Source organism: Hydrogenophaga sp. UC242_50, from assembly GCF_042697355.1.
Taxonomy (GTDB): Bacteria; Pseudomonadota; Gammaproteobacteria; order Burkholderiales; family Burkholderiaceae_C; genus Hydrogenophaga.
In genome coordinates this window covers 2582503-2608510 of the sequence record NZ_CP170553.1, presented here as the reverse complement: position 1 = coordinate 2608510, position 26008 = coordinate 2582503, and the positions used below count along the sequence as shown (strand labels likewise).

General features: G+C 69.8%; 20 protein-coding genes and 3 pseudogenes. 7 read left to right on the top strand and 16 right to left on the bottom strand.

The window, feature by feature from the left end; translation table 11 throughout:
• Window positions 1-2: 2 nt before the first annotated feature.
• From ACFJGX_RS13415 to ACFJGX_RS13405, 3 genes and pseudogenes are all read right to left on the bottom strand, one after another.
• A pseudogene (locus tag ACFJGX_RS13415) lies at window positions 3-870 on the bottom strand (FAD binding domain-containing protein).
• Entirely contained in the window at window positions 863-3148 is a 2286-nt protein-coding gene (locus tag ACFJGX_RS13410) for a xanthine dehydrogenase family protein molybdopterin-binding subunit (protein ID WP_382320729.1), read from the bottom strand. Before ACFJGX_RS13410 ends, ACFJGX_RS13415 begins: the two are co-directional and overlap by 8 nt.
• A gap of 19 nt (window positions 3149-3167) precedes the next feature.
• Window positions 3168-4148: a Bug family tripartite tricarboxylate transporter substrate binding protein gene (locus ACFJGX_RS13405; RefSeq protein ID WP_382156575.1), complete on the bottom strand. Its 981-nt coding sequence runs from the start codon at window positions 4146-4148 to the stop codon at window positions 3168-3170.
• 250 nt (window positions 4149-4398) lie between these two features.
• On the opposite strand from ACFJGX_RS13405, the gene ACFJGX_RS13400 reads away from it, so the two are divergent.
• A complete protein-coding gene (locus tag ACFJGX_RS13400) occupies window positions 4399-4959 on the top strand; it encodes a MarR family winged helix-turn-helix transcriptional regulator (protein ID WP_382320731.1) in 561 nt (186 codons plus the stop codon).
• On the opposite strand, the gene ACFJGX_RS13395 is transcribed toward ACFJGX_RS13400, so the two are convergent.
• The 9 genes and pseudogenes from ACFJGX_RS13395 to ACFJGX_RS13355 form a co-directional block, all read right to left on the bottom strand.
• Window positions 4956-5924 carry a PDR/VanB family oxidoreductase gene (locus ACFJGX_RS13395; RefSeq protein ID WP_382320733.1) on the bottom strand — a complete coding sequence of 323 codons (969 nt, stop codon included), beginning with the start codon at window positions 5922-5924 and terminating at the stop codon, window positions 4956-4958. The two genes, ACFJGX_RS13400 and ACFJGX_RS13395, sit on opposite strands and share 4 nt — an antisense overlap.
• 10 nt (window positions 5925-5934) lie before the next feature.
• On the bottom strand, window positions 5935-6963 hold the full coding sequence (locus tag ACFJGX_RS13390) for a Rieske 2Fe-2S domain-containing protein (RefSeq protein ID WP_382320735.1): 1029 nt from the start codon (window positions 6961-6963) through the stop codon (window positions 5935-5937).
• Window positions 6964-7006: 43 nt separating this feature from the next.
• Complete coding sequence (locus tag ACFJGX_RS13385; protein WP_382156567.1) at window positions 7007-7231, bottom strand: recombinase-like helix-turn-helix domain-containing protein; 225 nt, start codon at window positions 7229-7231, stop codon at window positions 7007-7009.
• A 21-nt stretch (window positions 7232-7252) separates the two neighbouring features.
• Window positions 7253-8227, bottom strand: coding sequence for a VOC family protein (locus ACFJGX_RS13380; protein ID WP_382320738.1), 975 nt, complete (start codon window positions 8225-8227; stop codon window positions 7253-7255).
• A gap of 137 nt (window positions 8228-8364) precedes the next feature.
• A complete protein-coding gene (locus ACFJGX_RS13375; RefSeq protein WP_382320740.1) occupies window positions 8365-8715 on the bottom strand; it encodes a hypothetical protein in 351 nt (116 codons plus the stop codon).
• A 10-nt stretch (window positions 8716-8725) separates the two neighbouring features.
• Complete coding sequence (locus ACFJGX_RS13370; RefSeq protein ID WP_382328557.1) at window positions 8726-9475, bottom strand: SDR family NAD(P)-dependent oxidoreductase; 750 nt, start codon at window positions 9473-9475, stop codon at window positions 8726-8728.
• A gap of 11 nt (window positions 9476-9486) precedes the next feature.
• Entirely contained in the window at window positions 9487-10374 is an 888-nt protein-coding gene (locus ACFJGX_RS13365) for an alpha/beta hydrolase (protein WP_382328555.1), read from the bottom strand.
• Between the two features lie 38 nt (window positions 10375-10412).
• Window positions 10413-11412, bottom strand: a pseudogene (locus ACFJGX_RS13360) (Bug family tripartite tricarboxylate transporter substrate binding protein).
• A gap of 49 nt (window positions 11413-11461) precedes the next feature.
• Complete coding sequence (locus ACFJGX_RS13355; protein WP_382320744.1) at window positions 11462-12499, bottom strand: porin; 1038 nt, start codon at window positions 12497-12499, stop codon at window positions 11462-11464.
• A gap of 176 nt (window positions 12500-12675) precedes the next feature.
• Between ACFJGX_RS13355 and ACFJGX_RS13350 the strand changes: the two genes are divergently transcribed.
• Window positions 12676-13365: a GntR family transcriptional regulator gene (locus ACFJGX_RS13350; RefSeq protein WP_382320746.1), complete on the top strand. Its 690-nt coding sequence runs from the start codon at window positions 12676-12678 to the stop codon at window positions 13363-13365.
• On the opposite strand, the gene ACFJGX_RS13345 is transcribed toward ACFJGX_RS13350, so the two are convergent.
• Entirely contained in the window at window positions 13362-14243 is an 882-nt protein-coding gene (locus tag ACFJGX_RS13345; RefSeq protein WP_382328553.1) for a transglutaminase family protein, read from the bottom strand. The genes ACFJGX_RS13350 and ACFJGX_RS13345 overlap by 4 nt on opposite strands.
• Window positions 14244-14409: 166 nt before the next feature.
• On the opposite strand from ACFJGX_RS13345, the gene ACFJGX_RS13340 reads away from it, so the two are divergent.
• The 3 genes and pseudogenes from ACFJGX_RS13340 to ACFJGX_RS13330 all read left to right on the top strand — a co-directional run bounded on the left by ACFJGX_RS13340 (window position 14410) and on the right by ACFJGX_RS13330 (window position 19213).
• Window positions 14410-16965: an FtsX-like permease family protein gene (locus tag ACFJGX_RS13340; protein WP_382328551.1), complete on the top strand. Its 2556-nt coding sequence runs from the start codon at window positions 14410-14412 to the stop codon at window positions 16963-16965.
• Window positions 16966-17006: 41 nt separating this feature from the next.
• Window positions 17007-18066: pseudogene (locus ACFJGX_RS13335) on the top strand (PLP-dependent cysteine synthase family protein).
• A gap of 7 nt (window positions 18067-18073) precedes the next feature.
• Window positions 18074-19213, top strand: a complete 1140-nt coding sequence (locus ACFJGX_RS13330; protein ID WP_382320752.1) for a lipocalin-like domain-containing protein — start codon at window positions 18074-18076, stop codon at window positions 19211-19213.
• On the opposite strand, the gene ACFJGX_RS13325 is transcribed toward ACFJGX_RS13330, so the two are convergent.
• The 3 genes from ACFJGX_RS13325 to ACFJGX_RS13315 form a co-directional block, all read right to left on the bottom strand.
• Window positions 19189-19839 carry a LysE family translocator gene (locus tag ACFJGX_RS13325; protein ID WP_382328549.1) on the bottom strand — a complete coding sequence of 217 codons (651 nt, stop codon included), beginning with the start codon at window positions 19837-19839 and terminating at the stop codon, window positions 19189-19191. The two genes, ACFJGX_RS13330 and ACFJGX_RS13325, sit on opposite strands and share 25 nt — an antisense overlap.
• A 495-nt stretch (window positions 19840-20334) precedes the next feature.
• On the bottom strand, window positions 20335-21402 hold the full coding sequence (locus ACFJGX_RS13320; protein ID WP_382320754.1) for a M48 family metallopeptidase: 1068 nt from the start codon (window positions 21400-21402) through the stop codon (window positions 20335-20337).
• On the bottom strand, window positions 21402-22610 hold the full coding sequence (locus ACFJGX_RS13315) for a YjgN family protein (RefSeq protein ID WP_382320756.1): 1209 nt from the start codon (window positions 22608-22610) through the stop codon (window positions 21402-21404). Before ACFJGX_RS13315 ends, ACFJGX_RS13320 begins: the two co-directional genes overlap by 1 nt.
• Before the next feature lie 89 nt (window positions 22611-22699).
• Here ACFJGX_RS13315 and ACFJGX_RS13310 point away from each other — a divergent pair, with 89 nt between their 5' ends.
• Window positions 22700-24484 (top strand): ABC transporter transmembrane domain-containing protein, encoded by a 1785-nt coding sequence (locus tag ACFJGX_RS13310; protein WP_382328547.1) that lies wholly within the window; start codon window positions 22700-22702, stop codon window positions 24482-24484.
• Window positions 24485-24621: 137 nt separating this feature from the next.
• Window positions 24622-25953, top strand: coding sequence for a Glu/Leu/Phe/Val dehydrogenase (locus tag ACFJGX_RS13305; protein WP_382320760.1), 1332 nt, complete (start codon window positions 24622-24624; stop codon window positions 25951-25953).
• Window positions 25954-26008: the final 55 nt, after the last annotated feature.

The window sequence follows — 26008 nt, the reverse complement described above, 5'->3', positions numbered from 1 at the left end:
GCTTACTCCTGGGGCAGGCCGAACAGGCCCGCGATGTTGCGCCGCGCGACCACGCGCACCATGTCGCGCCGGAAGTCGGCGTCGCCCCGGGCGTCGGACACGGGTTCGATGTCGGCGGCGACGATGTCGGCGGCCTCGGCCGCCACGTCGGCGGTGAGGGTCTTGCCGGCCAGGTACGCCTCGGCGCGCGGCAGGCGCACGGGAATGGGGGTGGACGCACCGACGGCGATGCGCGCCTCGGTGCAGACCGCGCCCTGGCGCCGCGCGACGAAGGCCACGCTGACCAGCGGCCGGTGCTCGGCCGCCGTGCGCAGGAAGCGCGCGTACTGGCCGCTCGCGTCGGCGGGCAGCGCGGGCACGCGGATCTCGCTGAGCAGCTCGTCGGGTTCGAGCGCGGTGGTGTAGTAGTCCACCAGGAAGTCGCTCAGGGCCAGCACGCGCTCGCCGCGCGCGCTGGCCAGCACCACCTGCGCGTTCAGCGCCAGCAGGCAGCCCGGCGGGTCGGTGGACGGGTCGGCGTAGCAGAGGTTGCCGCCGATCGTGCCCTGGTTGCGCACCTGCGGGTTGCGCGACGCGCGCGGCCATGCTGGCGAGCATGGGCCAGCGCTCGCGCACCAGGGGCGAGGCGGCCACCTCGGCGTGCAGCGTGAGCGCGCCGATGCGCAGGCCGCCGCGCTCGTCCAGCGCGATGCCGCGCAGCGCGCCGAGTCGGCCCAGCGACACCAGGTGCGAGGGCGTGAGCATGCGCTGGCGCATGCCGAGCATGAGCGCGGTGCCGCCCGCGATCACGCGGCACTCGTCGCCCAGGTCGGCCAGCATGCGGCTGGCCTCGGCCACGCTGGCGGGTTCGAGGAAGTCGAAGTCAAGCATGGGCCGTCTCCTTCAGGGCGCGCAGCGCGGCCAGCACCTTCTGCGGCGTGATGGGCAGGTCGGTGATGCGCACGCCCACCGCGTGGTACACCGCGTTGGCGATCGCCGGCGCGCCGGGCAGGATGGCGGTCTCGCTCGCGCCCTTGGCGCCGTGCGGGCCGTTGGGTTCGTGGGATTCCACCAGCCCGCCGCGCAGCAAGGGCACGGCGTCGGCGGTGGGCATGTTGTAGTCGGCGAAGTTGCCGTTCATGAGGCGGCCGCCTTCGAGCTGCAGCTGTTCGTAGAGCGTCCAGCCCATGGCCTGCACGGTGGCGCCGTTGGTCTGGCCGTGGATCGCCAGCGGGTTGAGGGCCTTGCCGCAGTCGTCGCTGACGTAGCTGTCGATCACCGTGACCTGGCCGGTCTGCGTGTCCACCTCGACCTCGACCGCCTGCGCCGCGAACGAGTAGGCGGGCGCGATGTTGCCGTGGACCTGGTCGTCGTGCATCTGGGTCTTGGCGTCCCAGCTGCCCATGACCTGGATGCCTTCGCCGCCGTGGCGCCAGATGTGCTGGCGCGCCACCTCGGCCAGCGTGCGCCGCTGCCCGGGTTGCTCGCGCACGCGGATGTGGCCTTCGGCGATCTCCAGCTGGTCGGCTGGCGCACCGAGCATCTGCGCGGCCAGGGCGAAGAGCTTGTCGCGCGCGGCCTGCGCGGCCACGATGGCGGCGTTGCCGGCCGCCATGGTCACGCGCGAGGCCAGCGTGCCGATGCAGAACGGCGCGCTGTCGGTGTCGGGCGCGACCACGAGCACATGGGCCAATGGCACGTTGAGCTCGTGGGCCACGATCTGGCTCAGCATGGTCATGGCGCCCTGCCCCATGTCGCCTTCGCTGCAATGCACCACCAGGCGGCCGTCTTCGTTGACCTTGATCATCACGGTGGAGCCGTCCCAGTTGCCGATGGTGCGGTTGCCGCTCACGTGCATGGCCGCGGCCATGCCCACGCCGCGCCGGCGGCTGCCCGTGCCCGGTGAGCGCGCGCGCTTCTCGCCCCAGCCGATGGCTTCGGTGCACTGGGCGATGCATTCGAGCAGGCCGGTGCTGCCGATCTGCCAGCCGTGGATGGAGGTCTCGCCACGGCCGATGGCGTTGCGCTGGTGGATCTCCACCGGGTCGAGCCCGAGCCGCTCGGCCATGGTGTGGATGTGGCTGTTGAGCGCGAACAGCATCTGCGTGCCGCCAAAGCCACGGAACGCGCCGTGCGGCGGTGTGTGCGTGTAGGCCATGGTGGCGTGCGAGCGCACGTGCTGCAGCCGGTGCATGTTGTCGCTGCGCATGGCGCTCACGTGCATGACCTCGGGCGAGAGGCCGCAGTAGGCGCCGCAGTCGGCCACGATGTGCACGTCCTTGGCGACGATCAGGCCCTCGCGCGTCATGCCCAGCTTGAGCGTGATGCGCTCGGGCACGCTGGAGCACGCGGCCTGGAAGTCCTCCAGCCGGTTGTTGACGAGGCGCACCGCGCGCCCGGTCTTGAGCGCGAGCAGGCCGGCCACCAGTTGGTTGTCGTCCTCGACGATCTTGCCGCCGAAGCCCCCGCCCACGGTGGCCGCCAGCACCCGCACGCGCGAGACCGGCAGCTCCAGGGCCGCGGCCAGGCGCGCGCGCGCCAGGAACACCGACTGCGTCGAGGTCCAGACCTGCAGGCGGCCGTCCGCGTCGATCGCCGCGACGCTGGCCATGGGCTCGAGGTAGCCCGGGTACTGCGCGTGCGTGGTGTAGGTGGCCTCATGGATCAGGTCCGCCTGCGCGAACCCGGCGTCGACGCTGCCGCGCTCGAAGCGGATCTCGTGCGCCACGTTGCCGCGCCCGGGGTGCACGCCGGGCGCGCCCTCGGCCAGCGCTTCCTCGGGGGTCAGCAGCGGCGGCAGTTCCTCGTACTCGATGTGGATCAGGTCCAGCGCGTCGCGCGCGATCTCTTCGGTGGTGGCCGCCACGGCCGCCACCTCTTCGCCCGCGAAGCGCACCACGCCGTCGGCCAGGATGCGGCGCTCCTTCTGGTGCACGCCCCACATCGTGCGCGGCGCGTCGGCGCCGGTGAGCACCGCCTTGACACCGGGCAGGGCCAGCGCCGCCGAGGTGTCCACGCGGACGATGCGCGCATGGGGGTAAGGGCTGCGCAGGATCTTGCCGTGCAGCATGCCGGCGACCTTGATGTCGCCGGCGTACACCGCGCGGCCCAGCACCTTGGCGCGGGCGTTGACCTGCGGCGTGTCGCGGCCCAGGGTGGATTCGCTCATGGGAGTTCCTCGCCTGGGCTCAGTCGGCCTGGATGTTCAGGTCTTTGATGAGCTTGGAGAGGCGCGCGTAATCGTCGGCGTTGATCTTCGCCAGCGCCTCGGGCTTGCCGCCCACCGGGCGTGAGCCGAAGGTCGCCATCTTCTCGACCACGTCGGGCATGCGCAGGATCTCGTTCATGTGCTCGTTGAGCTGCTTGACCACGGCCGGGGGCGTGCCCTTGGGCGCGAAGATGCCGTTCCAGGCGCCGAGCTTGACGTCCTTGTAGCCCTGCTCGGCCACGGTGGACAGGTTGGGCAGCAGCGGTGTGCGCTCGCCGTCGGTGAGCGCCACCGCCACCAGCTTGCCGGACTTGAGGTGCTGCTCCACCGCGCCCAGGGTGACGTAGCCCATGCTGACCCGCCCGGCCAGCATGTCGGGAATCATCGGGCCGACGCCGCGGAACGGGATGTGCTGCACCTGGATGCCGGCAGCGCGGTTCAGCCACTCGGCCACGATGTGCATCGGCGAGCCCGCGCCCGGGCTGGCGTAGGTGAGCTGCTTGCCGGCCTTGGCCTGGGCCACGAGGTCGGCCACGCTCTTGATGCCGCTCTCGGGGTGCGTCACCAGCAGCACCGACTGCATGGCGCTCAGCACGACCGGGTCGAAGCCGTTGAGCGCGTCGTAGCTGGCGTTGGGCGCGAGCTTGAGCACCATGGGCGCGGTGGTGAAGGGGTTGGGTGTGAAGAGCAGCGTGTAGCCATCGGGTTTGGCGCGCGAGACGTAGGTGTTGCCCACCGTGCCGCCCGCGCCGGGCCGGTTGTCCACGATCACGGGTTGCTTGAGCCGCTGCGACAGCTTCTCGGCGAACAGCCGGGCGGTGGCGTCCGAGTCGCCACCGGGTGGATAGGCCACGACCAGGCTGATGGTTTTCTCGGGGTAGGCCTGGGCGGCCGCGCCACCCGCAAACAAGGCCGTGGCCGCCAGGGCCAAGGCCATCCACTGTCGACGATCCGTTTTCATCAATGCACTCCTGTGAAGGCGATTCATGCCGTTGGGTGGGGTCCAGGCCGGTGTCCGTCCGCGCCATTTAGACGTTTCATATTGGAAACATGGGTTCACAACAGAAACACCTTCATCGTATGCCTTCGTCGTTGACTGATCAACGATGAAATCCCGATTTCTGACAATTTGTTGCAATTTAATTGACTGATCAACAACGAGATCGCGGCGCGAAGCCGATCGGGCGCGCCGCTTCCCTGAGAATCCCCGCATGCCCCAAGAAGAGCCCCTGACGAACCCCTCTGCCCTGCCGCCCGAAGGGGTCGACGACGGCGCCAGCAACCCCTGGGCCGATCTGGCGCCCGATGGCGCGGGTCTGGCGGTGCACGACTTCTTGACCACCATGTTCAGCCACACCAGCAATGGGCTGCGGCGCGCGATCACCCTGCCCTATGCCAACCGCTTCGAGCTCACGGTGTCGGAGTGGCGCATCCTGTCCGTGCTGGCGCACGCGGGCTCACTGCCGTTCGCGGAACTGGTGGAACTGGCGGCCGCCGACAAGGCGCAGGTCAGCCGCGCGCTGCGCCTGCTGGGCGACCGGGGCCTGGTGGAGATGCAGACACCGGGTCCCCGGGGTCGCAAGGGCCTCATCTGCTTGATGACCGAAGCCGGTCAGGCGCTGTACCAGGAAATCATGCCGCTGGCGCGGCGCAGCCAGGCGCAGATGATCCTCACGCTCAGCCGGGACGAGCGCCGCGTGCTGTACACGGTGCTCGGCAAGCTGCGGCGGCAGTGCGGGGCTGCCGACGCCGACGGCTCGATCGACGCTTAGATATCGAGCACCAGCCGGTCGCTCTTGCAACCGGAGACGCAGACCATCATGGCCTTGTTGGCCGCGCGCTCGGCGTCGGTCAGCACCATGTCGCGGTGGTCGGGGATGCCTTCGAGCACCTTGGTTTCGCACGAACCGCAGATGCCCTCTTCGCAGCTGAAGGGCACGTCGGCGTTGATCTCGATCAGGCGCTTGTGCAGCGTGGTGTCGGGCGTGACCTCGAACATCTGGCCACTGCGGCGCAGCTCGACGGTGAAGCTGGTCTTCGCGTCGTCCGCGGCCGCCACCTCGACCGCCGTGAAGCGCTCGATGTGGGCGTTGCTGTGGCCCAGCGCGGCGCAGGTCTTCTCGAAGTTGTCGAGCATCACGGCCGGGCCGCAGGCGTAGAAGTGCTCGCTGGCCGCGGGCGCGCGCCGGCCCAGCAGGGCCGTGAGGTCGGGCGGGCCGCCCTTCTCGTCGTCGAAGTGCCAGGTCACGGGCACGCCCAGGGCCTCGATCTCGGCGATGAAGGCCGCGCTCTTGCGCGAACGCGCGAAGTACAGGAATTCGAAGCTGCGGCCCAGGTCTTTGAGGCGGCGCGCCATGCACAGCACGGGCGTGACGCCGATGCCGCCGGCCACCAGCACCGTGTGGCTGGCCTCTTCGTGCAGGCCGAAGTGGTTGCGCGGCGCGCTGATGGTGATGCGCATGCCCACGCGCAGCTGCTCGTGCACGCAGCGCGAGCCGCCCCGGCTGGTGCGGTCCTTGAGCACGCCCACCACGTAGCGGTGGCGCTCCTGGCTGTTGTTGCACAGCGAGTAGCTGCGCACCATGCCGTTGGGCAGGTGCAGGTCGATGTGCGAGCCGGCCTCGAACGGCGGGAACACGACATCGGGGGCGGGACGCAGGTCCACGCTGATCACGTCATCGGCTTCGTGGCGCAGCGTGTGGACCCAGGCTTGCAGGGTGGTGGCGTTGTTGCTCATCCCGCGATTCTCACATGGGCTTGTCGAGCTGGGCCTTGGCCAGGTTTCTGAGGTGGCGGCGCAGGCGCACGATGCCCATGTCGTGCGCGTACAGGTGCTCGCGCTTGTTGGCGTCGGGCTCCATGTTCTCCACCGCCACGCGGTCCTGCTCCAGCACGTTCCAGTGGCGCTCTTCCAGGCGGTTCTTGTAGAGGAAGCGCCAGGTGTCGCGCTGCCAGCCGCTCACGCGGCGGCAGCGCCAGTGGAACACCCCCGAGGTGCGGTTGCTGATGGGCGTGTAGCTGCCGATGATGGTGAAGTTGCCACCGGGGCCGCCGGTCTTGGGGTACGGGATCTCCAGGCGCATCACGTGGATGCCCAGGTCCATCCACTCGGTCCAGTCGAAGTTGACGCCGCGCTGGCCCTTCTTCTCGAAGCAGAAGCCGTTGGGGATGTCGCGGATCTGGAATTCGGCCTGGCTGTCGCCCTCGCTCATGGTGTGCGACTGCTTGTGCAGGTACACGCCGTGCATCGGGTCCATGACGTTGTCGACCACGTAGCGGTAGTCGCCGCCCCACTCGGTGTAGCAGAGGAAGTTCGACCACTCGGGCGAGGTCAGTTCCTCGGGCAGCTGCAGCGGCGGCGCGTCGTCCAGGATGGGGTTGCTCGCGTTGTAGAGAAAGATCGCGCCGGCCGCTTCGGCGGCGTGGAACATGCGCGCGGGGCGCGAGCCTTCGAGCTTGCAGCCGGGGCTGCCGGGCACGCGGGTGACGGTGCCGTCGCAGCGCACTTCGACGCCGTGGTACGGGCAGGCCAGGCGGTCGCCCAGGTTCACACCCAGCGAGAGCGGCGCGCCGCGGTGCGGGCAGTGGTCTTCCAGCGCATGGACCTGGCCGGCCTGGTCGCGCCAGAGCGCGATCTTGTAGCCCAGGCGGCGGATCGAGATCGGGTCGTTCTTCACGAAGCTGGACGGGCAGACCGGGAACCACAGGTCTTTGAGGCCGACTTCGAGGACGGCGTCGACCGGGTCGAGCTGAACGTTGATGACAGAGGTATCCATGGACGTGTCTCCTGGCGGTGGGGCTGGGGTCGGGCGGCGGGGTTCAGGCGCCGAGGCGGGCCATTTCCTGCTGGAAGGACTGCTCGGTCCAGCGCTGGCCATTGGGGCCCGAGGGCCCCGCGTCGTTGAGGTACTTCACCAGGCCTTCGAGGTCGTGGATGCCCTGAGCGTAGGCGCGTTCGATCGAATCGCCCAGCAAACCCTCATACGAGGTCGGGGGTGCGGTGCGCGTCTGGTGGGTTTCGTTGTAGAGGTCGGGGGTTCGCATGCGGTGTCTCCTTCGGTGTCGTCATTCCGTGGGCGGCTTGGGCTTGTCGGTCATGAATTTGCCGCTGGGCGCACCGGCGTTCACCTGGCGGCGCGTATGGCCGTCGATGCCGCCCTTGATGGCCCATTCGGCGAACACCGTCGGACCGGGCGTGAATTCACGCGGCTCCCAGTCGGCGGTGAGTTCGTCCTCGTCGGTGTAGTACTCCACCAGCGCGCCGGCCGGGCTCTCGAAGTACCAGAACATCGCCGAGGAGATCGGGTGTCGGCCCGGGCCGAGCTCGGTGCTCCAGCCGCTGCGCGACATGTGCATGCCGCCGCCGACCACTTCGTGCAGGTCGCGCACGGAGAAGGCCACGTGGTTCAGGCCCTTGCGCGGCTCGGGCGGCTGCAGCAGGAACAGGTCGTGGTGGCCGCCCTCGGCCGCGCAGCGCAGGAACAGGCCGCGCTCGGGGTACAGGTCGGAGACCACGAAGTCCAGGTTGTCGATGTAGAAGGCACCGGTGGCCTTGAGGTCGGTCACGAAGAACACCACGTGGCCCACCTCGACCGGCGTGGCGCGGTCGTAGGCCGGGCTGCGCTGGTTGCGGCGCGGGCGGTCGCTCCAGGTGTTGACGAGCGCGCTCTCGATCTGCACCTCGCGCTTTTTCGTGAGCTGCAGGCGCACCGCCAGGCCATTGGGGTCGGTGCAGCCGAAGCGGCCATCGGCCTCCACGAAGCCGGGCTGGCCCTGCAGGCGGCTGCGGTAGAGCGCCAGGCTCTCGGCCGTGTCCACGCCCCAGACCACCTCGCGCAGCGTCGGGTCGGGCTCCACGCCGGCCGGCAGGCCGGGCTTGTCGGAGTGCGCCACGACCACGCGGCAGCCGTTGAGCGATTCGAACACCAGTTCCTGTGGAGATTCCTGCACCAGCGACAGGCCCCAGTCCAGGAAGAACTGGCGGCAGCGCGGCAGGTCGGCGGCGCCGTAGGTGATTTGATCGATGCCCAGTACGCTCATCTGCAATCCTTGAAGTGCCTGGCCGCCTCCGGGCGCCAAACGTTTCTTTAGTAAACCCGTGTTTCTTACTTGAAACGAACTGAATTCTACCGGCAAACGTTCGGCGTGGGAAGTGGCATGCAGACTAATTTGGTCGGCTATGCCCTGTCGGGCGTCGGGCAAGGCCCGTCGGCCAGCACCTTTTGCGTGACGTGGAACAGGCGGCCCTGGAACCAGGGCCGGATCTGCGCGAGCTGGGCTTTCAGCACCTGGCGAACGGGATCGGCAAAGGCGCGCTCCATGGCGTCCACCGAGTCGTAGGAGGATTCGAAGGTCATGTGCAGGCGCGGGCCGCCGTCCTCGATGGACAGGGCGCGCAGCACCCGCACGGCGCGCACGCCGGGAAAGCGCTTCATCAGCGGCACCAACTGCTCGATCACGAAGGCATCCAGGCGGTCCACGTCCTCCGGCTTCACGGTGCCTTCGAGACACGCGGTTCGAACGATCATCGCGGCCTCCTTACAGGCCCAGGCCGCCCAGCGACTTGCCACCATCCACGAACAGGGTCTGGCCCGTGATGAAGCGGGTGCGCGGCGACGCGAGGAAGGCAATGGCATGGGCGATCTCGCCCGGATCGGCGGGCCGCCCGCTCGGTTCGAAAGCGCTGGCCGCCGCGTGCTGCTCGGGCGTCATGGCGCGCGTCATGCCGGTGTCGGTGAAGCCCGGCGCGATCGAGTTGACCGCGATCTGCCGCTGGCGAAGGTCCATCGCCATGGCCCGGGTCAGGCCCACCACCGCGGCTTTCGAGGCCACGTAGTGCGCAAAACCAGTGCCGCCCAGCGCCGCGCGCGAGGACACCGTCACGACCCGACCGCCCGGCTTCATGCGCCGCGTGGCTTCCTGCGCGGCGATGAAGACGCCCAGCACATTCACGTCCAGCACAGAGCGGAAGTCTTCGTCGCGGATGTCGTCGAAGGACCGGGCGGGGCCGATCCCCGCCGCGCACACCATGACGTCGACCCGCGCCTCGGCGGCGATCAGCGCCGCGATGGCCGGGCGGTCGCACACGTCGACCGCGTGGCCGGCCGCGTCGCGCCCGGCCTGGGTGAGTTCCGCGAGCAGCGTGTCGACCTGCGCCGCGTTGCGGTCGATCACCACGACGCGGAAACCGTCCTCGGCCAGGCGCAGCGCCGTGGCGCGGCCGATGCCGGAGGCGCCTCCGGTGATGAAAGCGGTTTCCCTCTCGGCGGGGGTGGGGGTGGTCTGCATTCTTTTTCCTCTCAAACAGCGGATGGATCCAGGCGCCGGTGGGCCTGCAGCAGGCCGGCCAGGCGCTGGTACCACGCCGCCTTCGGGTCGCGCAGGCAGGTGTGGGTCGCAAAATGGTCCAGGCCGGGCTCTTCGTGCAGCTGGGACGGCGCCGGCTGCCTGGCCAGCAAGGCCGCCATGCGGCGGTTCGAATGAACCACCCGGGCACTGTCGGACTCGCCATGGCTGAGGTACATGGGGATGGTGTTGCCCACCGTCCAGCACAGCGGGCTCATCACGGCGTCGTGCGCCGCGTCGCTCAGCACCATGCTGTAGATGCGCTCTTCCAGGCTGGCCGCGGGGGGATCGGGGTGGTGCAGATCCATGATGCCGCTCACGGGCAGGCAGGCCCGGATCGCGCCCGGGGGAATGCCGGCGCCGCCCGCTTCCTCGCGCCGCAAGGCCACCAGCGCCGCCAGATGCGCGCCCGCGGAATGCCCCGCCAGGTAGATCTGGTCGCCGCGACCGCCGAAGTCGGCCGCATGGGCGATCACATGGCGGGTGAGCGCCAGGCCGTCTTCGAACGCCGCCGGCAGCCGGTGCCCCGGCGCCAGCCGGTAGCCCGGCGCCACCAGCACCATGCCCAGGCCGACCACGGCTGGCGCCATGAAGGCAACGTACTCCTTGTAGCCGTTGGTCCAGCCGCCGCCGTGCCAGAAGATCAGGATGGGGGCGTCGTCCCGCGCATCGGTGGACCGGTACACGTCGCAGCGGTGCTGCGGATCGGGGCCATAGGCGCGGTCGCGCGCGACGGCGATGCCGGCCGGCAGCGGCGCGTCGGCGGCCCAGCCCAGCACGGTCTCTTCGTAGGCCTGCGCGGCTTCGAAGGGAAGCGGCGGCTGCGGTGAAAGGCGGGACAAAAGGTTCTGTGGATGGTGGGTCACGGTGCTTGCGGCGCTCAGTCCGCCTTGATACCAAATTCGGCCACGACCTTGCCATAGCGGACATAGTCGGCGGCCACCAGCTTCGCGAGCTTGCCAGGGTCTCCACCCGCTGGCGCGAGCGCGATGGTCTCCATCCGCGCGATCACATCGGGCATCTTGAGGATTTCGTTGACATGCTGGTTGATCAGCTGGACCAGGTCGGCGGGCATGCCCTTGGGCCCCATCAGCGCCTGCCAGGCCCCGACCTCGGCCCCCATGATGCCCTGCTCGGCGAGCGTGGGCACATCGGGCAGAAAGGGCGAGCGCTTCAGGTCGGCCACCGCCAGCGGCACCAGGCGGCCCGACTTGATGTGCGGCGCGGCGGGACCCAGCGTGGTGTACATCAGCGGGATCGCCCCGCCCACCACGTCGGCGATGGCGGGCATGCTGCCCCGGTACGGAATCTGCGTGATCTTCGTGCCGGTGGACTTGTTGAAGAGTTCGCCGAGGATGTGCATGGGCGAACCGTTGCCAGGGCTGGCGTAGCTCACGATGCCGCCGGCCTTGGCCTTGGCCACCAGTTCCTTCACGGAAGAAACGCCGGTCGAGGTCGCCGCGACGACGAACAGCGATTGGCTGCCCAGCTGGACGATGGAGGTCAGTTCCGTGCTCGGGTCGATCGCGCTGCCGGCGGCCGTCATCACGTGGGGCGTGATGGCCGCGGTGTTGGGGGCCAGCAGCAGGATGCTGGCGATCCGGGCGTGCCTTGGAGACGTAGTTGGTCGCGATGGTGCCGGCGGCGCCGGTGCGGTTGTCGACCACCACGGGTTGTCCCAGGCGGGGGGCGAGCTTCTCGGCGATCAACCGCGCCAGCACGTCGGTGTCGCCGCCAGCGGGGTAGCCCACCACGATGGTGACCAGCTTGTTGGGGTAGTTCGGCGCCTGGGCCTGCGCCTTCGGCGCGAGCAGCGCCGCGGCGGCGAAGGTGGCGAGCAGCAGCCGCAGCGAGGAGCGGCGATGGAAGGAGGTGTTCATGGTGTCTGAAGGCAATGGAGGGAAGGACGCTTCTGGCGCGCGGCAGGCGTCAGAAGGCATGGCGGATGCCGACGTTGTAGGCCCGGTTGCCCAGCCCTTGTTCGGTGGCGTTGCCCACCCGGTAGAAGCCGGTGGGGGAGCCTGCGGGCACGCTGTTGTCGATGCGCGCGATCGAGGCGTAGACACCCGTTCGCCTGGACAGGGCGTGCGTGTAGCCCAGCGCCCACTGGCTCGCATCGTGGTGGGCGGCGGTCCGGTCGTTCTTGCGGATGTACGAGGCCATGAACCGCCCTGCCCCATAAGGCACCGACACCCCCAGCAGCACGTCGCGCGAGTCCGCGTTGACCAGGCCGAACACCGCCGAGCCCTTGTTCACCACGTAGTTGAAATGCGCCGTCGCCACGCCAAAGTCGTATTTCGCCCCGAGGAAGCTCATCTTCGCCGGCACCGATGCGGCGCTGTTGACGTTGTGGTGGCCCAGCTTGACGTACACCGGACCCGACACATAGCCGATCGCGCCACCGTACTGGCGCCGCGCGCTGCTGTCGCCGGGCGTTTCGCCCAGGCCGTAGACCACATCGGCGGTCCAGCCGGCCTTGGCCGCGTAGGTGTAGCGCACGGTGTTGTCCATGCGGTTGTTGCCGCCCGCGCCGCCGGCGCTGATCAGGTTGGCGGACGTCCCGGCCAGGCCCGTGATGAAGGGATCCGTCTCGGTCTGGACGAAGGCGATGGGGGTGTACTGGCGGCCGAGCGAGAGGCTGCCGAAACCGCCCTGCAGGCCCACGAGCGACTGCCGCCCGAACGCGAGACCGCCCTGCCCCAGCGTGCCGTTGTCCGCGTTGAGCCCCATTTCCAGGACATAGAACGCCGAGAGCCCCGCACCGAGGTCTTCGGTGCCGCGAAAGCCCAGCCGCGAGCCGCCGGCAACGCCGCTGGTGAGCTTGGAGGCGCTGGCGCCGTTGGGCCCGCCGCTTTCGCGCACGAAGGCCAGGTCGACGAGGCCGTAGACCGTGCTGGTGCTCTGGGACCACGCGGCGCCGCTGACCAGGACCAGCGCGGGGAGAAGGGTGCATCGTTTCAGTTTCATGGGTACTTTCGGGACAGGGGGGTGAAAACGCCTCTTTCGCGGCGGGGAGAAGGCGGCTCACCGGCCCACGGAGGGCGGTCGGTGCGATAATTTCTCCGTTTGCGAAAGTCGCTGAATTTCATGAAATATACGTTTTTCATGAAATATTGTGTTTCGTATAAACTCCTATTTACTTCATGAATCAGTTCGTTGTAGAAGACCCCGCCCTCGATTCGGGCTCGCGCACCGAGCGCGCGTACCACCGCCTGCGGCAGGAAATCCTGTTGGGCGACCTGGGGGCGAACGACCGCTTGCGGGTCGCGGAGCTGGAAGAGCGGTTCGGCCTGGGGCTCACGCCCATCCGCGAGGCGCTGGCCCGCCTAGCCAGCGAGGGGCTGGTGTCCATGGAAGCGCGGCGGGGCGCGCGCGTCCTGGAGATCTCACTCGCCGAGCTGGCCGATCTGATGAAGACGCGCCGTGAGATCGAACGCCTTTGCCTGACCGAATCCATCCAGCACGGCGACGCCCGCTGGGAAGCAGAGGTGGTTGCCGCCCTGCACGTGCTGGGGCGCACCCCCCTGCCCGGGAGCGAAGGCAGCACCACGGATCTCGAGTGGGAGAAGCAGCACCGCCACTTTCATGCGGCGCTGGTGAGCGCCTGTGGTTCGGAGTGGCTGCTGCGGTTCTGGAACCAGTTGATGGACCATTCGCAGCGCTACCGCAAGGCCCGCCACAAGGGCCCGCTGGTGGCCCGGGACGTGCAGGCGGAACACCAGGCGATCCTCGACGCGGTCCTGCGCAGGGATACGACGGCCGCGGTCGCCCTCATGGAGCAGCACCTGCTCGCCACGGAGAAAGCGGCCCGCGCCGCGCTTGAGCAGCGTTAGCCGCCCGCCTGCCAGCCGCCGTCGGTCGACAAGGCCTCGGGCCGGTGCACCGGCATCAGCCAGCCGTGCTGCGGGCTGGTCTGGGCCGAGATGTCGATGCGCGGCGCGTGCGTGACCACCCCGCCGAAGATGGTGGCGAACGAGGCGTCGGCCGCGTCGCGCCCGGTGCCGATGCGCAGGAAGCCCATGGGGATCGCGGTGCCCGAGGGATCGAAGATGTACCAGCGGTGGCCCACATAGGCTTCCACGTAGGCGTGGAAGTCGGTCGGGCCCAGGGCGGGGTCGGCGCCGAAGTCGACCGCGGTGGTGAAGCGCGCGGGAATGTTGAGCGCGCGGCACATCGTGATCATGAGGTGCGCGAAATCGCGGCACACCCCCTTGCGGTCGTTGAGCGTGTCCAGCGCCGAGGTCATGGAATTGCTGGTGTTCGACTCGAACGTCACCTGGCTCTGCACCCATTGCTGGATCGCCTGCACCCGTGTGTAACCCATGGGCAACTGGCGAAACAGCTCGTTGGCCATGGCGGTGACGCAGTCGGACTGGCAGTAGCGGCTGGGGTAGATGTAGGCCAGCGCCTCGGGCGGCAGCTGGGCCACGGGCGTCTCGAACACGCTGTCGGGCTGCGCCACGTGGTGCTCGATGTCCACCGTGGCGCGGTAGCGCACCGACAGCGCGCCCGGCCCGGCGCTCAGGCGCAGCGTGCGCGTGCGCGTGGCCGCGTCGGTGTGCATCAGCAGGGGCACGGGCTGGCTGACCTGCAGCTGCTCCCAGCTCACGGTCTGCTGGGGCGAATGCGCGGCCTGCACGTTGAAGATGAAATCGGCACCGGGTGGGTGGATCTCGTACTGCAGATCGATGGCGAGGTGGATGCGAACCATGGGGGTCACCGTGTGGGGAGAAGTGGACCCGCCTTGCGGCGGGCGGCAGCGCGTGAAGGCGCTGTGTGATCGGTGAACGCCAGACAACCGTTGGACCATCTTAGGCCTTTGCCGCGGCTTCGTCGGTGCGCTGCCTCACCAAGCGCGAGGGCTTAAGCTCCACGCCATGCGCGCGCTGCTCTCGACCTTCTCCTTGCAAGAGTTGCGCCACCACCCCTGGCGCAACGCCTCGGCGGTGGTGGCGGTCATGCTGGGCGTGGCGCTGGCCTTCGCGGTGCACCTGATCAACGCCTCGGCGCTGGCCGAGTTCTCCAGCGCGGTGAGCTCGGTCAACGGCCAGCCCGACGTGGAGCTGCGCGCGCGTCAGGGCTCGCTGGACGACACCCTGCTCGCCCGCGTGGCCGCGCACCCCGGCGTGGCGCTCGCCAGCCCGGTGCTGGAAGGCCCCGTGCAGGCCCTCGCGCGCGACGGCGAGCGCCTGGGCGCGAAGCTGGTGGGTGTGGACGCGCTGGTGGTGGCCGGCCTCTCGCCCGCCCTGATGCCGGTGACCGACGGCGAAAACACCACGCGGCGCTTCGACCTCTTCGCGCCCGACACCGTGTTCCTCAACGCGGCGGCGCAACAGGCCTTCGCGGGGCAGAGCACCGTGCGGCTGCAGAACGGCGCGGTGCTGCGCGTGGCCGGCCGCGTGAACGCCCCCGGCGCGCCGCTGCTGGTGATGGACGTGGCCGCCGCGCAAGCGCTGATGGACCGCGTGGGCCAGCTCAGCCGCATCGACCTGCGCCTGGCCAGCGGCGCGCGCGCCAGCGAGGTGCTGGCCGCGCTGGACCTGCCGCCGAACGTGATCGCGCAGCGGCCCGAGCAGTCGGGCGAGCGCGTGAGCAACCTCTCGCGCGCCTACCGCGTCAACCTCACGGTGCTCGCGCTGGTGGCCCTGTTCACCGGCGCCTTCCTGGTGTTCTCGGTGCTCTCGCTGTCGGTGGCGCGGCGCCAGCCGCAGTTCGCGCTGTTGGGCGTGCTGGGCCTGTCCAGCCGCGAACGGCTGCGCCTGGTGCTGGCCGAGTCGGCCCTGCTCGGCCTGCTGGGCAGCGCGCTGGGCATCGCGCTGGGCACGGCCCTGGCCGCGCTCGCGCTGCGCCTGCTCGGCGGCGACCTGGGCGGGGGTTATTTCTCGGGCGTGGCGCCGCCGCTGCTGTGGAGCCCGCTCGCGGCCATGGTCTACCTGCTGCTGGGCGTGGTGGCGGCGCTGGTGGGCGGCTGGTGGCCCGCGCAGGCCACCGCGCGCCTGGCGCCCGCGCTCGCGCTCAAGGGCCTGGGCGCGCCGCCGCGGCCCGGCGCGCGCCGCCACACGCTGGCATTGGCCCTGGTGCTGCTGGCCGCCGCCATGGCCTGGGCACCACCGGTGGCGGGCATTCCCCTGGCGGCCTATGTGTCGGTGGGCCTGCTGCTGGTGGGTGGCATCGCGGCGCTGCCGCTGGGCGTGGGCTGGCTGCTGGACCGCATCGCGCCGCGCATCGCGCGCCACGCCCTGCCGGTGCTCGCGGTGGAGCGCGCGCGCCGTTTGCGCGAGACCGCCGCCGTGCGCCCCAGCGGCGTGGTCGCGAGCCTGGCGCTGTCGGTCGCGCTCACGGTGATGGTGGCGAGCTTTCGCGACTCGGTCACGCATTGGCTCGACGCCGTGCTGCCCGCCCAGCTCTACGTGCGCAGCGTGGGCAGCGGCGCGGGCGACGGCAGCCACCTGCCCACCGGGTTCGTGACCGCCGTGGCCGGTGTCCCCGGCGTGGCGCGCGTGGACACGCTGCGCGCCACGCCGGTGCAGCTCGCGCCCGAGCGCCCCGCCATCGCGCTGCTCACGCGCCCGCTGGAGAGAACCACCGGCGGCACGCTCAGCCTGCCCCTGGTGGGCAACCCCCTGCCCGCCCCTGCCGTGCCCGAGGGCGAACAGCGCGTGGTCACGGTCTATGTGAGCGAGGCCATGGTGGACCTGTACGGTGCCCGGCCCGGCAGCTGGCTGCCCGCGCTCGCGCAGGCCTTCGCCGAGCCGCAGGTGCGCGGCACGCGCTTCTTCGTGGCCGGCGTGTGGCGCGACTACGCGCGCCAGCACGGCAGCGTGGTGATGGACCGCGCCGACTTCGTGCGCCTCACCGGCGACGCGCGCGTGAACGACCTCGCGCTGCACCTGGCCGAAGGGGCCGACGAAAACGCGGTGCGCGAACGCATCCGCGCGCTGGCCGAGGCACAGGGTGCGGCGAATGCCATCGAGTTCGCCTCGGTCGGCCAGATCCGCGCCAACTCGCTGCGCATCTTCGACCGCAGCTTCGCCGTCACCGTGTGGCTGCAAGCGGTGGCGATCGGCATCGGCCTGTTCGGCGTGGCCGCGAGCTTCAGCGCGCAGGTGCTGGCGCGCCGCCGCGAATTCGGCCTGCTCGCGCACCTGGGCCTCACGCGGTCGCAGATCCTGGGCGTGGTGGCGCTCGAAGGCCTGGCCTGGACGGTGCTCGGCGCGCTCGCCGGCCTCGCGCTCGGCCTGGCCGTGAGCCTGGTGCTGGTGCACGTGGTCAACCCGCAGAGCTTCCACTGGACCATGGACCTCGTGCTGCCCTGGGCCCGCCTGCTCGCGCTGTGCGCCGCCGTGGTGGTGGCCGGCACGCTCACCGCCTGGCTCGCCGGCCAGGCCGCCGCCAACCGCGATGCGGTGCGCGCGGTGAAAGAAGACTGGTAATACACAATGCCTGCCTCCCCCCGCCTTCACCGAAGATCGACATGACCCCCTCCACCGCCTGGGTGCACCAGGCCATCGCGCGCATCGAGGCCGACTTCTGCCGCAGCGCCGACACGCACCTCATCGCCCTGCCCCTGCCCGGCTGGGCGGCGCACGGCATCGACTTCTATCTCAAGGACGAGTCCACCCACCCCACCGGCAGCCTGAAGCACCGGCTGGCGCGCTCGCTGTTTCTCTACGCGCTGTGCAACGGCTGGGTGCACGAAGGCACCACCATCGTGGAAGCGTCCAGCGGTTCCACCGCCGTGAGCGAGGCCTACTTCGCCCGCCTGCTCGGCCTGCCCTTCATCGCCGTGATGCCGCGCAGCACCTCGCAGGAAAAGCTGGACCAGATCGCCCTCTACGGTGGGCGCTGCCACTTCGTGGAGACCACCGGCGAGGTGTACGCCGCGGCCCACGCGCTCGCGAAGGAAACCGGTGCGCAGCTACATGGACCAGTTCACGAACGCCGAGCGCGCGACCGACTGGCGCGGCAACAACAACATCGCGCAGAGCATGTTCGAGCAGATGGCGCACGAACGCCACCCGGTGCCGCGCTGGATCGTGGTCGGCGCGGGCACGGGCGGCACCAGCGCCACCATCGGCCGCTTCCTGCGCTACCGGCGCCACGCCAGTCAGCTGTGCGTGGCCGACCCGGCGGGCTCGGTGTTCTGCGCCTACCACCGGCTGCGCGACGGCACGCTCACCGCGCCGGGCTCGCGCATCGAAGGCATCGGGCGCCCGCGCGTGGAACCCAGCTTCATCCCCAGCCTGATCGACCGCATGCTGGAGGTGTCCGATGCCGATTCGCTGGCCGCGATGCACGCCCTGTCCGACCTGCTGGGCCGTCGCGTGGGCCCGTCCACCGGCACCAACCTGGTGGCCATGCTGGACCTGGCACAGGGCATGAAGGCGCGGGGTGAGAGCGGTGCCCTTCTTTCGCTGCTCTGCGACAGCGGCGAGCGCTACCGCCAGACCTACTTCGACCCCGGCTGGGCGCAGGAGCGCTTCGGCGATGTCGCGCCCTCGCTCGCGAGCGTGCGGGCGCAGCTGCAAGGTTGATGGCGCCATGAATCGGCCCGGGCTTCCCACGCGGCGGCACCTGCTGCTGGGTGCGGCGGGGCTGGCCTGGCCCCTGGTTCATGCACAACCGGCGCACCGCCCGGGCGATGCGCTGCGGCCGCGCCCACTCGTGTTCCCGCGCGACCACGGCACGCACAACGAGACGCGCACCGAATGGTGGTACCTCACCGGCCAGGCGAAGGACGCGGCCGGGCGCGACTTCGGTTTCCAGGTGACGTTCTTCCGCAGCCGCGTGGACGGCACGCAGGCCCTGCGCGGCCCGCTGGCCGCGAAGCAGCTGCTGTTCGCGCACGCGGCCATCACCGACGTGCAGGGCGGCCGCTTGCTGCACGACCAGCGCATCGCGCGCTGGGACGGCGAGCCGCCCGCGCCAGTCGCCGAGCGCGGCGTGTTCGCCAGCGCCGAGGACACGCAGGTGGTGCTGCGCGACTGGTCGCTGCGGCGCCGGCCCGACAACGGCCACTACACCGCGCGCGTGGTGGGCGACGAACTCGGCATCGATCTGCAGGCGGTGCCGCAGCAGGCCTGGCTGCTGCAGGGCGACCAGGGGTTTTCGCGCAAGGGGCCGGACGCGTCGCAGGCCAGCTTCTACGTGAGCCAGCCGCACCTGGCCGTGCAAGGCACGCTGGCGCTCAAAGGCCAGCGCTTCGAGGTGCGCGGCACCGCCTGGCTGGACCACGAATGGAGCGAGGCCCTGCTGCACCCCGAGGCGGTGGGCTGGGACTGGATCGGCATGAACCTCTTCGACGGCCACAGCCTCACGGCCTTCCAGCTGCGCCGCAAGGACGGCAGCAAGCTCTGGGCGGGCGGCTCGTTCCGCGCGGCGGGCAGCGCGCAGAGCGCCACCGACCTCTACCGCTTCAGCCCGGGCGAGGTGGACTTCCAGGCCCGGCGCTGGTGGACCAGCCCACTCACGCGCGCGCGCTACCCGGTGGAGTGGGTGGTGCGCACGCCGGGCGATTTCTACACGGTGAAGGCCGTCATCGACCCGCAGGAACTCGACAGCCGTTCGAGCACCGGCACGGTGTATTGGGAAGGGCTGTCCGACCTGATCGACAGCAACGGCAAGGCTGTGGGGCGGGGGTATCTGGAGATGACGGGCTACGTGCAGCGGCTGGTGCTGTGAGCGCGGTGCGTCAGCGTTCGGTGAACGCGAGTTGCGCGCCCAGGCCGGCGAAGGCGGCGGAGAAGCCGCGGCGCAGCCAGTCCTGCACGCGCGGCGAGTCGATGACCGCGCGGCGGAAGGCGTGCGCGAGCAGGCCGTAGAGCACGAAGACGCCGAAGGTCATCGGCCATGAAGACGCCGCTGAGCAGCAGCAGTTGGCCCAGGGGCGAGGTGGCGGCGGGGTCGACGAACTGGGGCAGGAAGGCGAGGAAGAAGATGGTGAGTTTGGGGTTGAGGATGTTGAGGAGGAAGGCTTTGACGGTGAGGCTGAGGGCGCTGCGCCGTGCGCCGCCTTCCTGCACCACGAAGGCCGAGCGGTCGCGCCAGGTGGCGATGGCCAGGTAGAGGAGGTAGGCGACGCCGGCGTATTTGAGGAGTTGGAAGGCGAGCGCGCTGGTGTGCATGACGGCGGCGAGGCCGAGCACGGTGGCCAGCAGGTGGGGCACGATGCCCAGGGTGCAGCCGAGTGAGGCGAACAGGCTGGCCCGCTTTCCCTGCACCAGCCCGGCGGACACGGTGAACACCACGCCTGTGCCGGGGATGAGGACGACGATGAGGGAGGTGATCAGGAATTCCAGGGTGATCATGTGGTGGCTCCTTTTAGGGTGGTCATGTTGCCACAGGGCGTGGTTTTGGTTCGTGTGGCTTGGCTGGGGTGACTTGGTCTCGGGGCCCTTGTGCCAACTTGGTCTCGGGGCCGCTGGTGCGGGTGGCCGTTCTCCGGCGCTGCTCGCGGACGGCTGCCCGGGCGCTCGCATACCACTTCGTCAATACCGTGTGGGCACACGACCTCTGTGGCAACCGCGAATGGGCGCCTGCGCCCGGCCACCCGCACCATCGACCCAGTGGCATGGTGCAATTCAAGTGTTTGAATTCAAGTTTCAATTGAATGGCGTTCCATTCCCTCCCTCTCGACGGATGGTGGGGTTCGCGGGCGCAGGCGCCCATTCGCGGTTGCCACAGAGGCTGTGTGAAGCAGCGGTGTTGATGGGGTAACGCATGAGCGCCAGGGCAGACGCCCGCGAGCAGCGCCGGAGAACGCGGACCACGTCAGCCGTCAGCGCGAGGTGCAAGGCCAGAAACTAGCGCGAGTCCTCAGGCCGCCACTCCCGAAAAAACCGAATGCGTTCCAAGTGATCCGGATGGCTGCCAATCGCGATGGGCAACGACACACGGTCCTCCTCATCCTGCGGAGAAGAGTCCTTGTCGGCCTCAACAAGCATGCGCTCGAAAAACACCGCCATGGCCGCCGGCGGCACACCCCCCGCGTGCATCAGCCGAGCCGCATGCGCATCCGCGCGCCGCTCGGTGTCGCGCGAATAGGCCTGGGTCGCCAACGTCGCCGGCACCGTCGCCAGAAAACCGCTCGCATCCCCCAACACCACCCCCACCAACGCACTGATCAGACTCGCGCGCACCACCATGTCCAGCCCATCGCGGTGCTCCACATGGCCCAACTCGTGCGCCAACACACCCACCAACGCATCCGGCTGGTCGTGCAACAACTCCACCAACTCATCCGTCATCACCATGTAACCACCCGGCAACGCAAACGCATTCGCGCCCAACACCGGCGAGGCATGGAACGCCAGCTCCCAGTGCGGCGCATCCCCCTGCGGATAAGCACGATCCACCAGCGACTTGAAACGCTGGCGCAACTCGTCCTGCCGCTTCTGCGGCAAGGCGCTGGGCCGCAGAAACAGGCGGTCCAGCTGCTGCAAGCTCTGCTGCCCCACATGCCGGTCCAGCGAATCCGGCACCTGGTGCGCCAGCGTCTGGCTCAACCACGGCACGCCCCACAACCAGGCGGCCCCCAGGAACACCACCGAACCCGCGAGCGCCACCAGCGCGGCGCGCCAGCTCTGCATCCAGCCCACCACCGCGCTGTCCTGCAAACCGCTGGCCTGCGCCCAGGCGTCCCACGCCGCCGCATCGGCGTGCTGGATGAGACCGCCGTCCGGCAACTCGGCCTGGCGCTGGCCGTGCGTGCGCCGCTCCGGCCAGCGCACGCGCGCCAGCGGGTAGCGCCGCGTGTCCTCACCCGCTTGCATGAGCAGCTCGCCCGCCTCCACGCGCAGCGTCACCGCGCGCGGCTTGGGCGACTGGCCGTCGAACCACTGGCTGTGCAGCGAGGCAGGCGCAGCGCCCATCAGAGCCCCATGTCCATGCCGAAGAAGTCGCCGGCCGCGTCGCCCAGCACCCCCTTGCCGGCCTGCTGCGCGCTCGCCAGCCAGTCATCCACCGGCCCATCGACCGCCAAGGACATGGCCTCGAGCTTCAGGCGCGCGGTGCGCACCTTGGCGAAGGGCCAGTACAGGCCCAGCGTGACCACGATCAGCAGCCAGTTGACCAGGGTGACGCGGAACAGGCTGCGAAAGCGCAGCGCGCTGCCGAAGCGGACCTTCTCGCTGCGCGTGCCGTTCCACAGCAGGTCCTGGAAACGCGCGCCGAAGTACGGGGCGCTCACCAGCGGGATCAGCAGGTAGATCACCCCCAGCGCCACCGGCACCACCAGCGCCACCAGGGCCCGCCGCTGGCCGGCCGCCAGGTCGCCGAACATGCCACGCGCCAGCACGAACAGCACCAGGGCGACCAGCGCGGCGCCCACCAGGCCCACCAGCAGGCTCACGCCACCCGTTTTCAGGAACAGCCCGTAGAAGCGGCCGGTGCCGGTGTCCAGCTGCGTGCGCTGCTGCGCGAACACATAGCCCCCATGCTGGTAGCGTTTGATGCGCGCCAGGAGCCAGGGCATGAGCGCCGTGAAGAGCAGCACCACCGAGCCGATCACGATGCCGCTGCGTCGGGCCACCTCGGGCGCCATCTCTTCGCCTTCGGTCACGGCGGGCAGGAACAGCACGAAGGCCAGCGCGGGCAGGAAGAAGGGCAGCATGCTGAGGTAGGCGCCCTTCAGATCCCCCGCGAAGCTCAGGCGCACGCCGCGCCAGCTGGTGTTGCGCAGCCGGAACTGCAGCGAGGCGCGCCACAGCGCGGGCCAGAGCACCATGAAAACCAGCAGCGCGATCCACGCCAGGTGGGGCAGGAAGTTCGACACCGCCCAGTAACCCACGCCCAGCAGCAGCACCAGCAGGTAGCCGCGGAACATCTTCCAGGGGTCGGCGTGGAAGCCCAGCGGGTCGCCGCCGACCAGGGTGTTGTTCTGGAAGTAGGCGATGCGCCGCGCGCGCGCGAACGGCGCATACAGGGTGAGGGTGACCAGCGTGAGCAGCAGGTTCACGATCCAGATGCGGAAGTACTCGCTGCCCGAGCCGGTGAACCGGATGTCCAGCGCCTGCGCCGCCGCCGCGGCGCGCTCATCCGCCAGCGCCACGGTGGGCGCGAAATCGTCCTGTTGTGCCATCCCCGTCCCTTGAAATTGAAAAATTGGGAGGCATCCTAGCACCGAGCCCCCATTCACGCCCGGCCCCCAAAACCGGCACACTCTGCACCATGCCCACACCCTCCTCCGACCGCCCCAAAGCCGAATCGCCCACCTCGCTCGGCGGCCTGCTGCCCTTCATGCGGCCCTACCGCACCCAGATCGTGCTGGCGATGCTGTTCCTGGTGCTGGCGGCCGTTGCCACGCTGCTGTTTCCGGTGGCCCTGCGCGGCCTGATCGACGGCGGCCTGGTGGCGGGCGACCGCAGCGCGCAGGCCATGGGGCTGCGCGGCCACTTCCTCGAACTCTTCGCCGTGGCGGTGGCCCTGGGCCTGTTCTCCGCCGCGCGCTTCTACTTGGTGAGCTGGCTGGGCGAACGCATCACGGCCGACCTGCGCCACGCGGTCTACAGCCACGTGCTGCGGCAGAGCCCGCAGTTCTTCGAGACCACGCAGACCGGCGAGGTGCTCTCGCGCCTGACCACCGACACCACGCTGGTGCAGACCGTGGTGGGCTCCTCGCTCTCCATGGGCCTGCGCAATGGCGTGATGGGCATCGGCGCGCTGATCATGCTGGTGTGGACCAACCCGTATGTGATGCTGCAGGTGCTGCTGATCATCCTGCTGGTGGTGCTGCCCAGCATGTGGTTCGGCCGGCGCGTGCGCAAGCTCTCGCGCGCCAGCCAGGACCGCGTGGCCGACTCCAGCGCGATCGCGGCCGAGGTGCTCAACGCCATCCCCATCGTGCAGAGCTACACCGCCGAAGACCGCGAGGCGGGGCGCTTCAAGGACTCGACGGAGAGCGCCTTCGTCACCGCCATCCGCCGCACCAAGGCCCGCGCCGGCATGGTGGCCTTCATCATCATCAGCACGGCCGCGCTGCTGCTCTGGGGCCTGTACCAGGGCACGCAGGCGGTGCTGGCCGGCACCATCACGCCCGGGCACCTGGGCCAGACCGTGGTCTACATCATCATCCTGGCCGGCGCGGTGGGGGTGCTGGGCGAGGTGTATGGCGACCTGCTGCGCGCCGCGGGCGCGAGCGAACGGCTGATGGAGCTGCTGGCCAGTGAATCGCCGGTGCAGTCACCCGCGCGGCCCTTGCAGGCGCCGGCACCGCAAGGCGGCAGCGCGCTGGCCTTCGACGACGTCACCTTCCACTACCCCTCGCGCCCGGCGCAGGCGGCGCTCAGCGGTTTCACGCTGGCCGTGCAGCCGGGGCAGACGGTGGCGCTGGTCGGGCCCAGCGGCGCGGGCAAGACGACCGTGTTCGGCCTGCTGCTGCGCTACTACGACCCGGCGCTGGGCAGCATCCGGCTCGACGGTGTGCCGATCGACCAGCTGGACCTGCACGCGCTGCGCCAGCGCATCGGCATCGTGCCGCAGGACCCGGTGATCTTCTCCAGCAGCGCGATGGAGAACATCCGCTACGGCAAGCCCGGCGCGAGCGACGCCGAGGTGCGCGCGGCGGCGGCGGCCGCCTTCGCCGACGAGTTCATCGAGAAACTGCCAGAGGGTTACGACACCTTCCTGGGCGAGCGCGGCGTGCGGCTCTCGGGCGGGCAGCGCCAGCGCATCGCGATCGCGCGCGCCATGCTCAAGAACCCGCCCCTGCTGCTGCTCGACGAGGCCACCAGCGCGCTGGACGCGCAGAGCGAGCGCATGGTGCAGGCCGCGCTGGAATCGGCCATGAAGGACCGCACCACGCTCGTGATCGCCCACCGCTTGCGCACGGTGCAGCAGGCCGACCGCATCGTGGTGCTCGACCACGGCCGGCTGGTGGAACAGGGCACGCACGCCGAGCTGGTGGCGCAGGGCGGCGTGTACGCGGGGCTGGCGGCGCTGCAGTTCAACGTGTAGCCCATCTGTAGAAAAAAGTTCAACTATGCAATCGATGCATAACACGATGGCATCATGGCCTTGGACATGAAGAAGGCATCTCCGTAAGCTTCCGCTTGTTGGCTCAGCACAGGGCCACACACCACAAGGAATCTTCCATGTCACAAACACCGCCCCTTCCGGCCGGCAGCGCCACCAGCGCCCCGGCCGTTTTCACGCAAGCCCTCCCCTCCTACCTCGACCCCAAGCACCTCGGCCCCTGGGGCGTCTACCTGCAACAGGTGGACCGTGTCGCGCCCTACCTGGGCCCGCTGGCGCGCTGGGTCGACACCCTCAAGCGGCCCAAGCGCACGCTGATCGTGGACGTGCCGATCCACCTGGACAACGGCACCGTGGCCCACTTCGAGGGTTACCGCGTGCAGCACAACACCTCGCGCGGCCCGGGCAAGGGTGGTGTTCGTTTCCACCAGGACGTGACGCTGTCCGAGGTGATGGCCCTGTCGGCCTGGATGTCGATCAAGAACGCGGCGGTGAACGTGCCCTACGGCGGTGCCAAGGGCGGCATCCGCGTGGACCCGCGCCAGCTCACGATCGGTGAGCTCGAGCGCGTGACGCGCCGCTACACGAGCGAGATCGGCATCATCATCGGTCCGACCAAGGACATCCCGGCGCCGGACGTGAACACGAACGAGCAGATCATGGCCTGGATGATGGACACCTACTCGATGAACGAGGGTGCCACCGCCACCGGCGTGGTCACCGGCAAGCCGGTGGACCTGGGCGGCTCGCTGGGCCGGCGCGAGGCCACGGGCCGCGGCGTGTTCACCGTGGGCGTGGAAGCGGCGCGCCGCATCGGCCTGGACGTGTCCACCGCGCGCGTGGCCGTGCAGGGCTTCGGCAACGTGGGCGGCGTGGCCGGCAAGCTGTTCGCCGAGGCCGGCGCCAAGGTGGTCGCGGTGCAGGACCACGGCGGCACCATCTACCGCGAGGCCGGCCTCGACGTGCCCGCGCTGCTGGACCATGTGAAGCGCGCCGGCACGGTGGCGGGTTTTGCCGGTGCCGAAGTGATGGCCAACGACGCCTTCTGGGACGTGCCCTGCGACATCCTCATCCCCGCCGCGCTCGAATCGCAGATCACCGAGGCCAACGCCGGCCGCATCCAGGCGCGCATGGTGATCGAGGGCGCCAACGGCCCGACCACGCCGCAGGCCGACGACATCCTGCACGAGCGCAACGTGCTGGTGCTGCCCGACGTGATCGCCAACGCCGGCGGCGTGACGGTGAGCTACTTCGAGTGGGTGCAGGACTTCTCCAGCTTCTTCTGGAGCGAGGACGAGATCAACGCCCGCCTGGTCAAGATCATGAAGGACGCCTTCGCCGCCGTGTGGCAGGTGGCCGACGAGAACAAGGTGAGCCTGCGCACGGCGACCTTCATCGTGGCCTGCAAGCGCATCCTGCACGCGCGCGACCTGCGAGGCCTGTATCCGTAACTCCCCCTGCGCCGCTGCGCGGCTTCCCCCCTCTCTGGCGCGCCTTCGGCGCTTG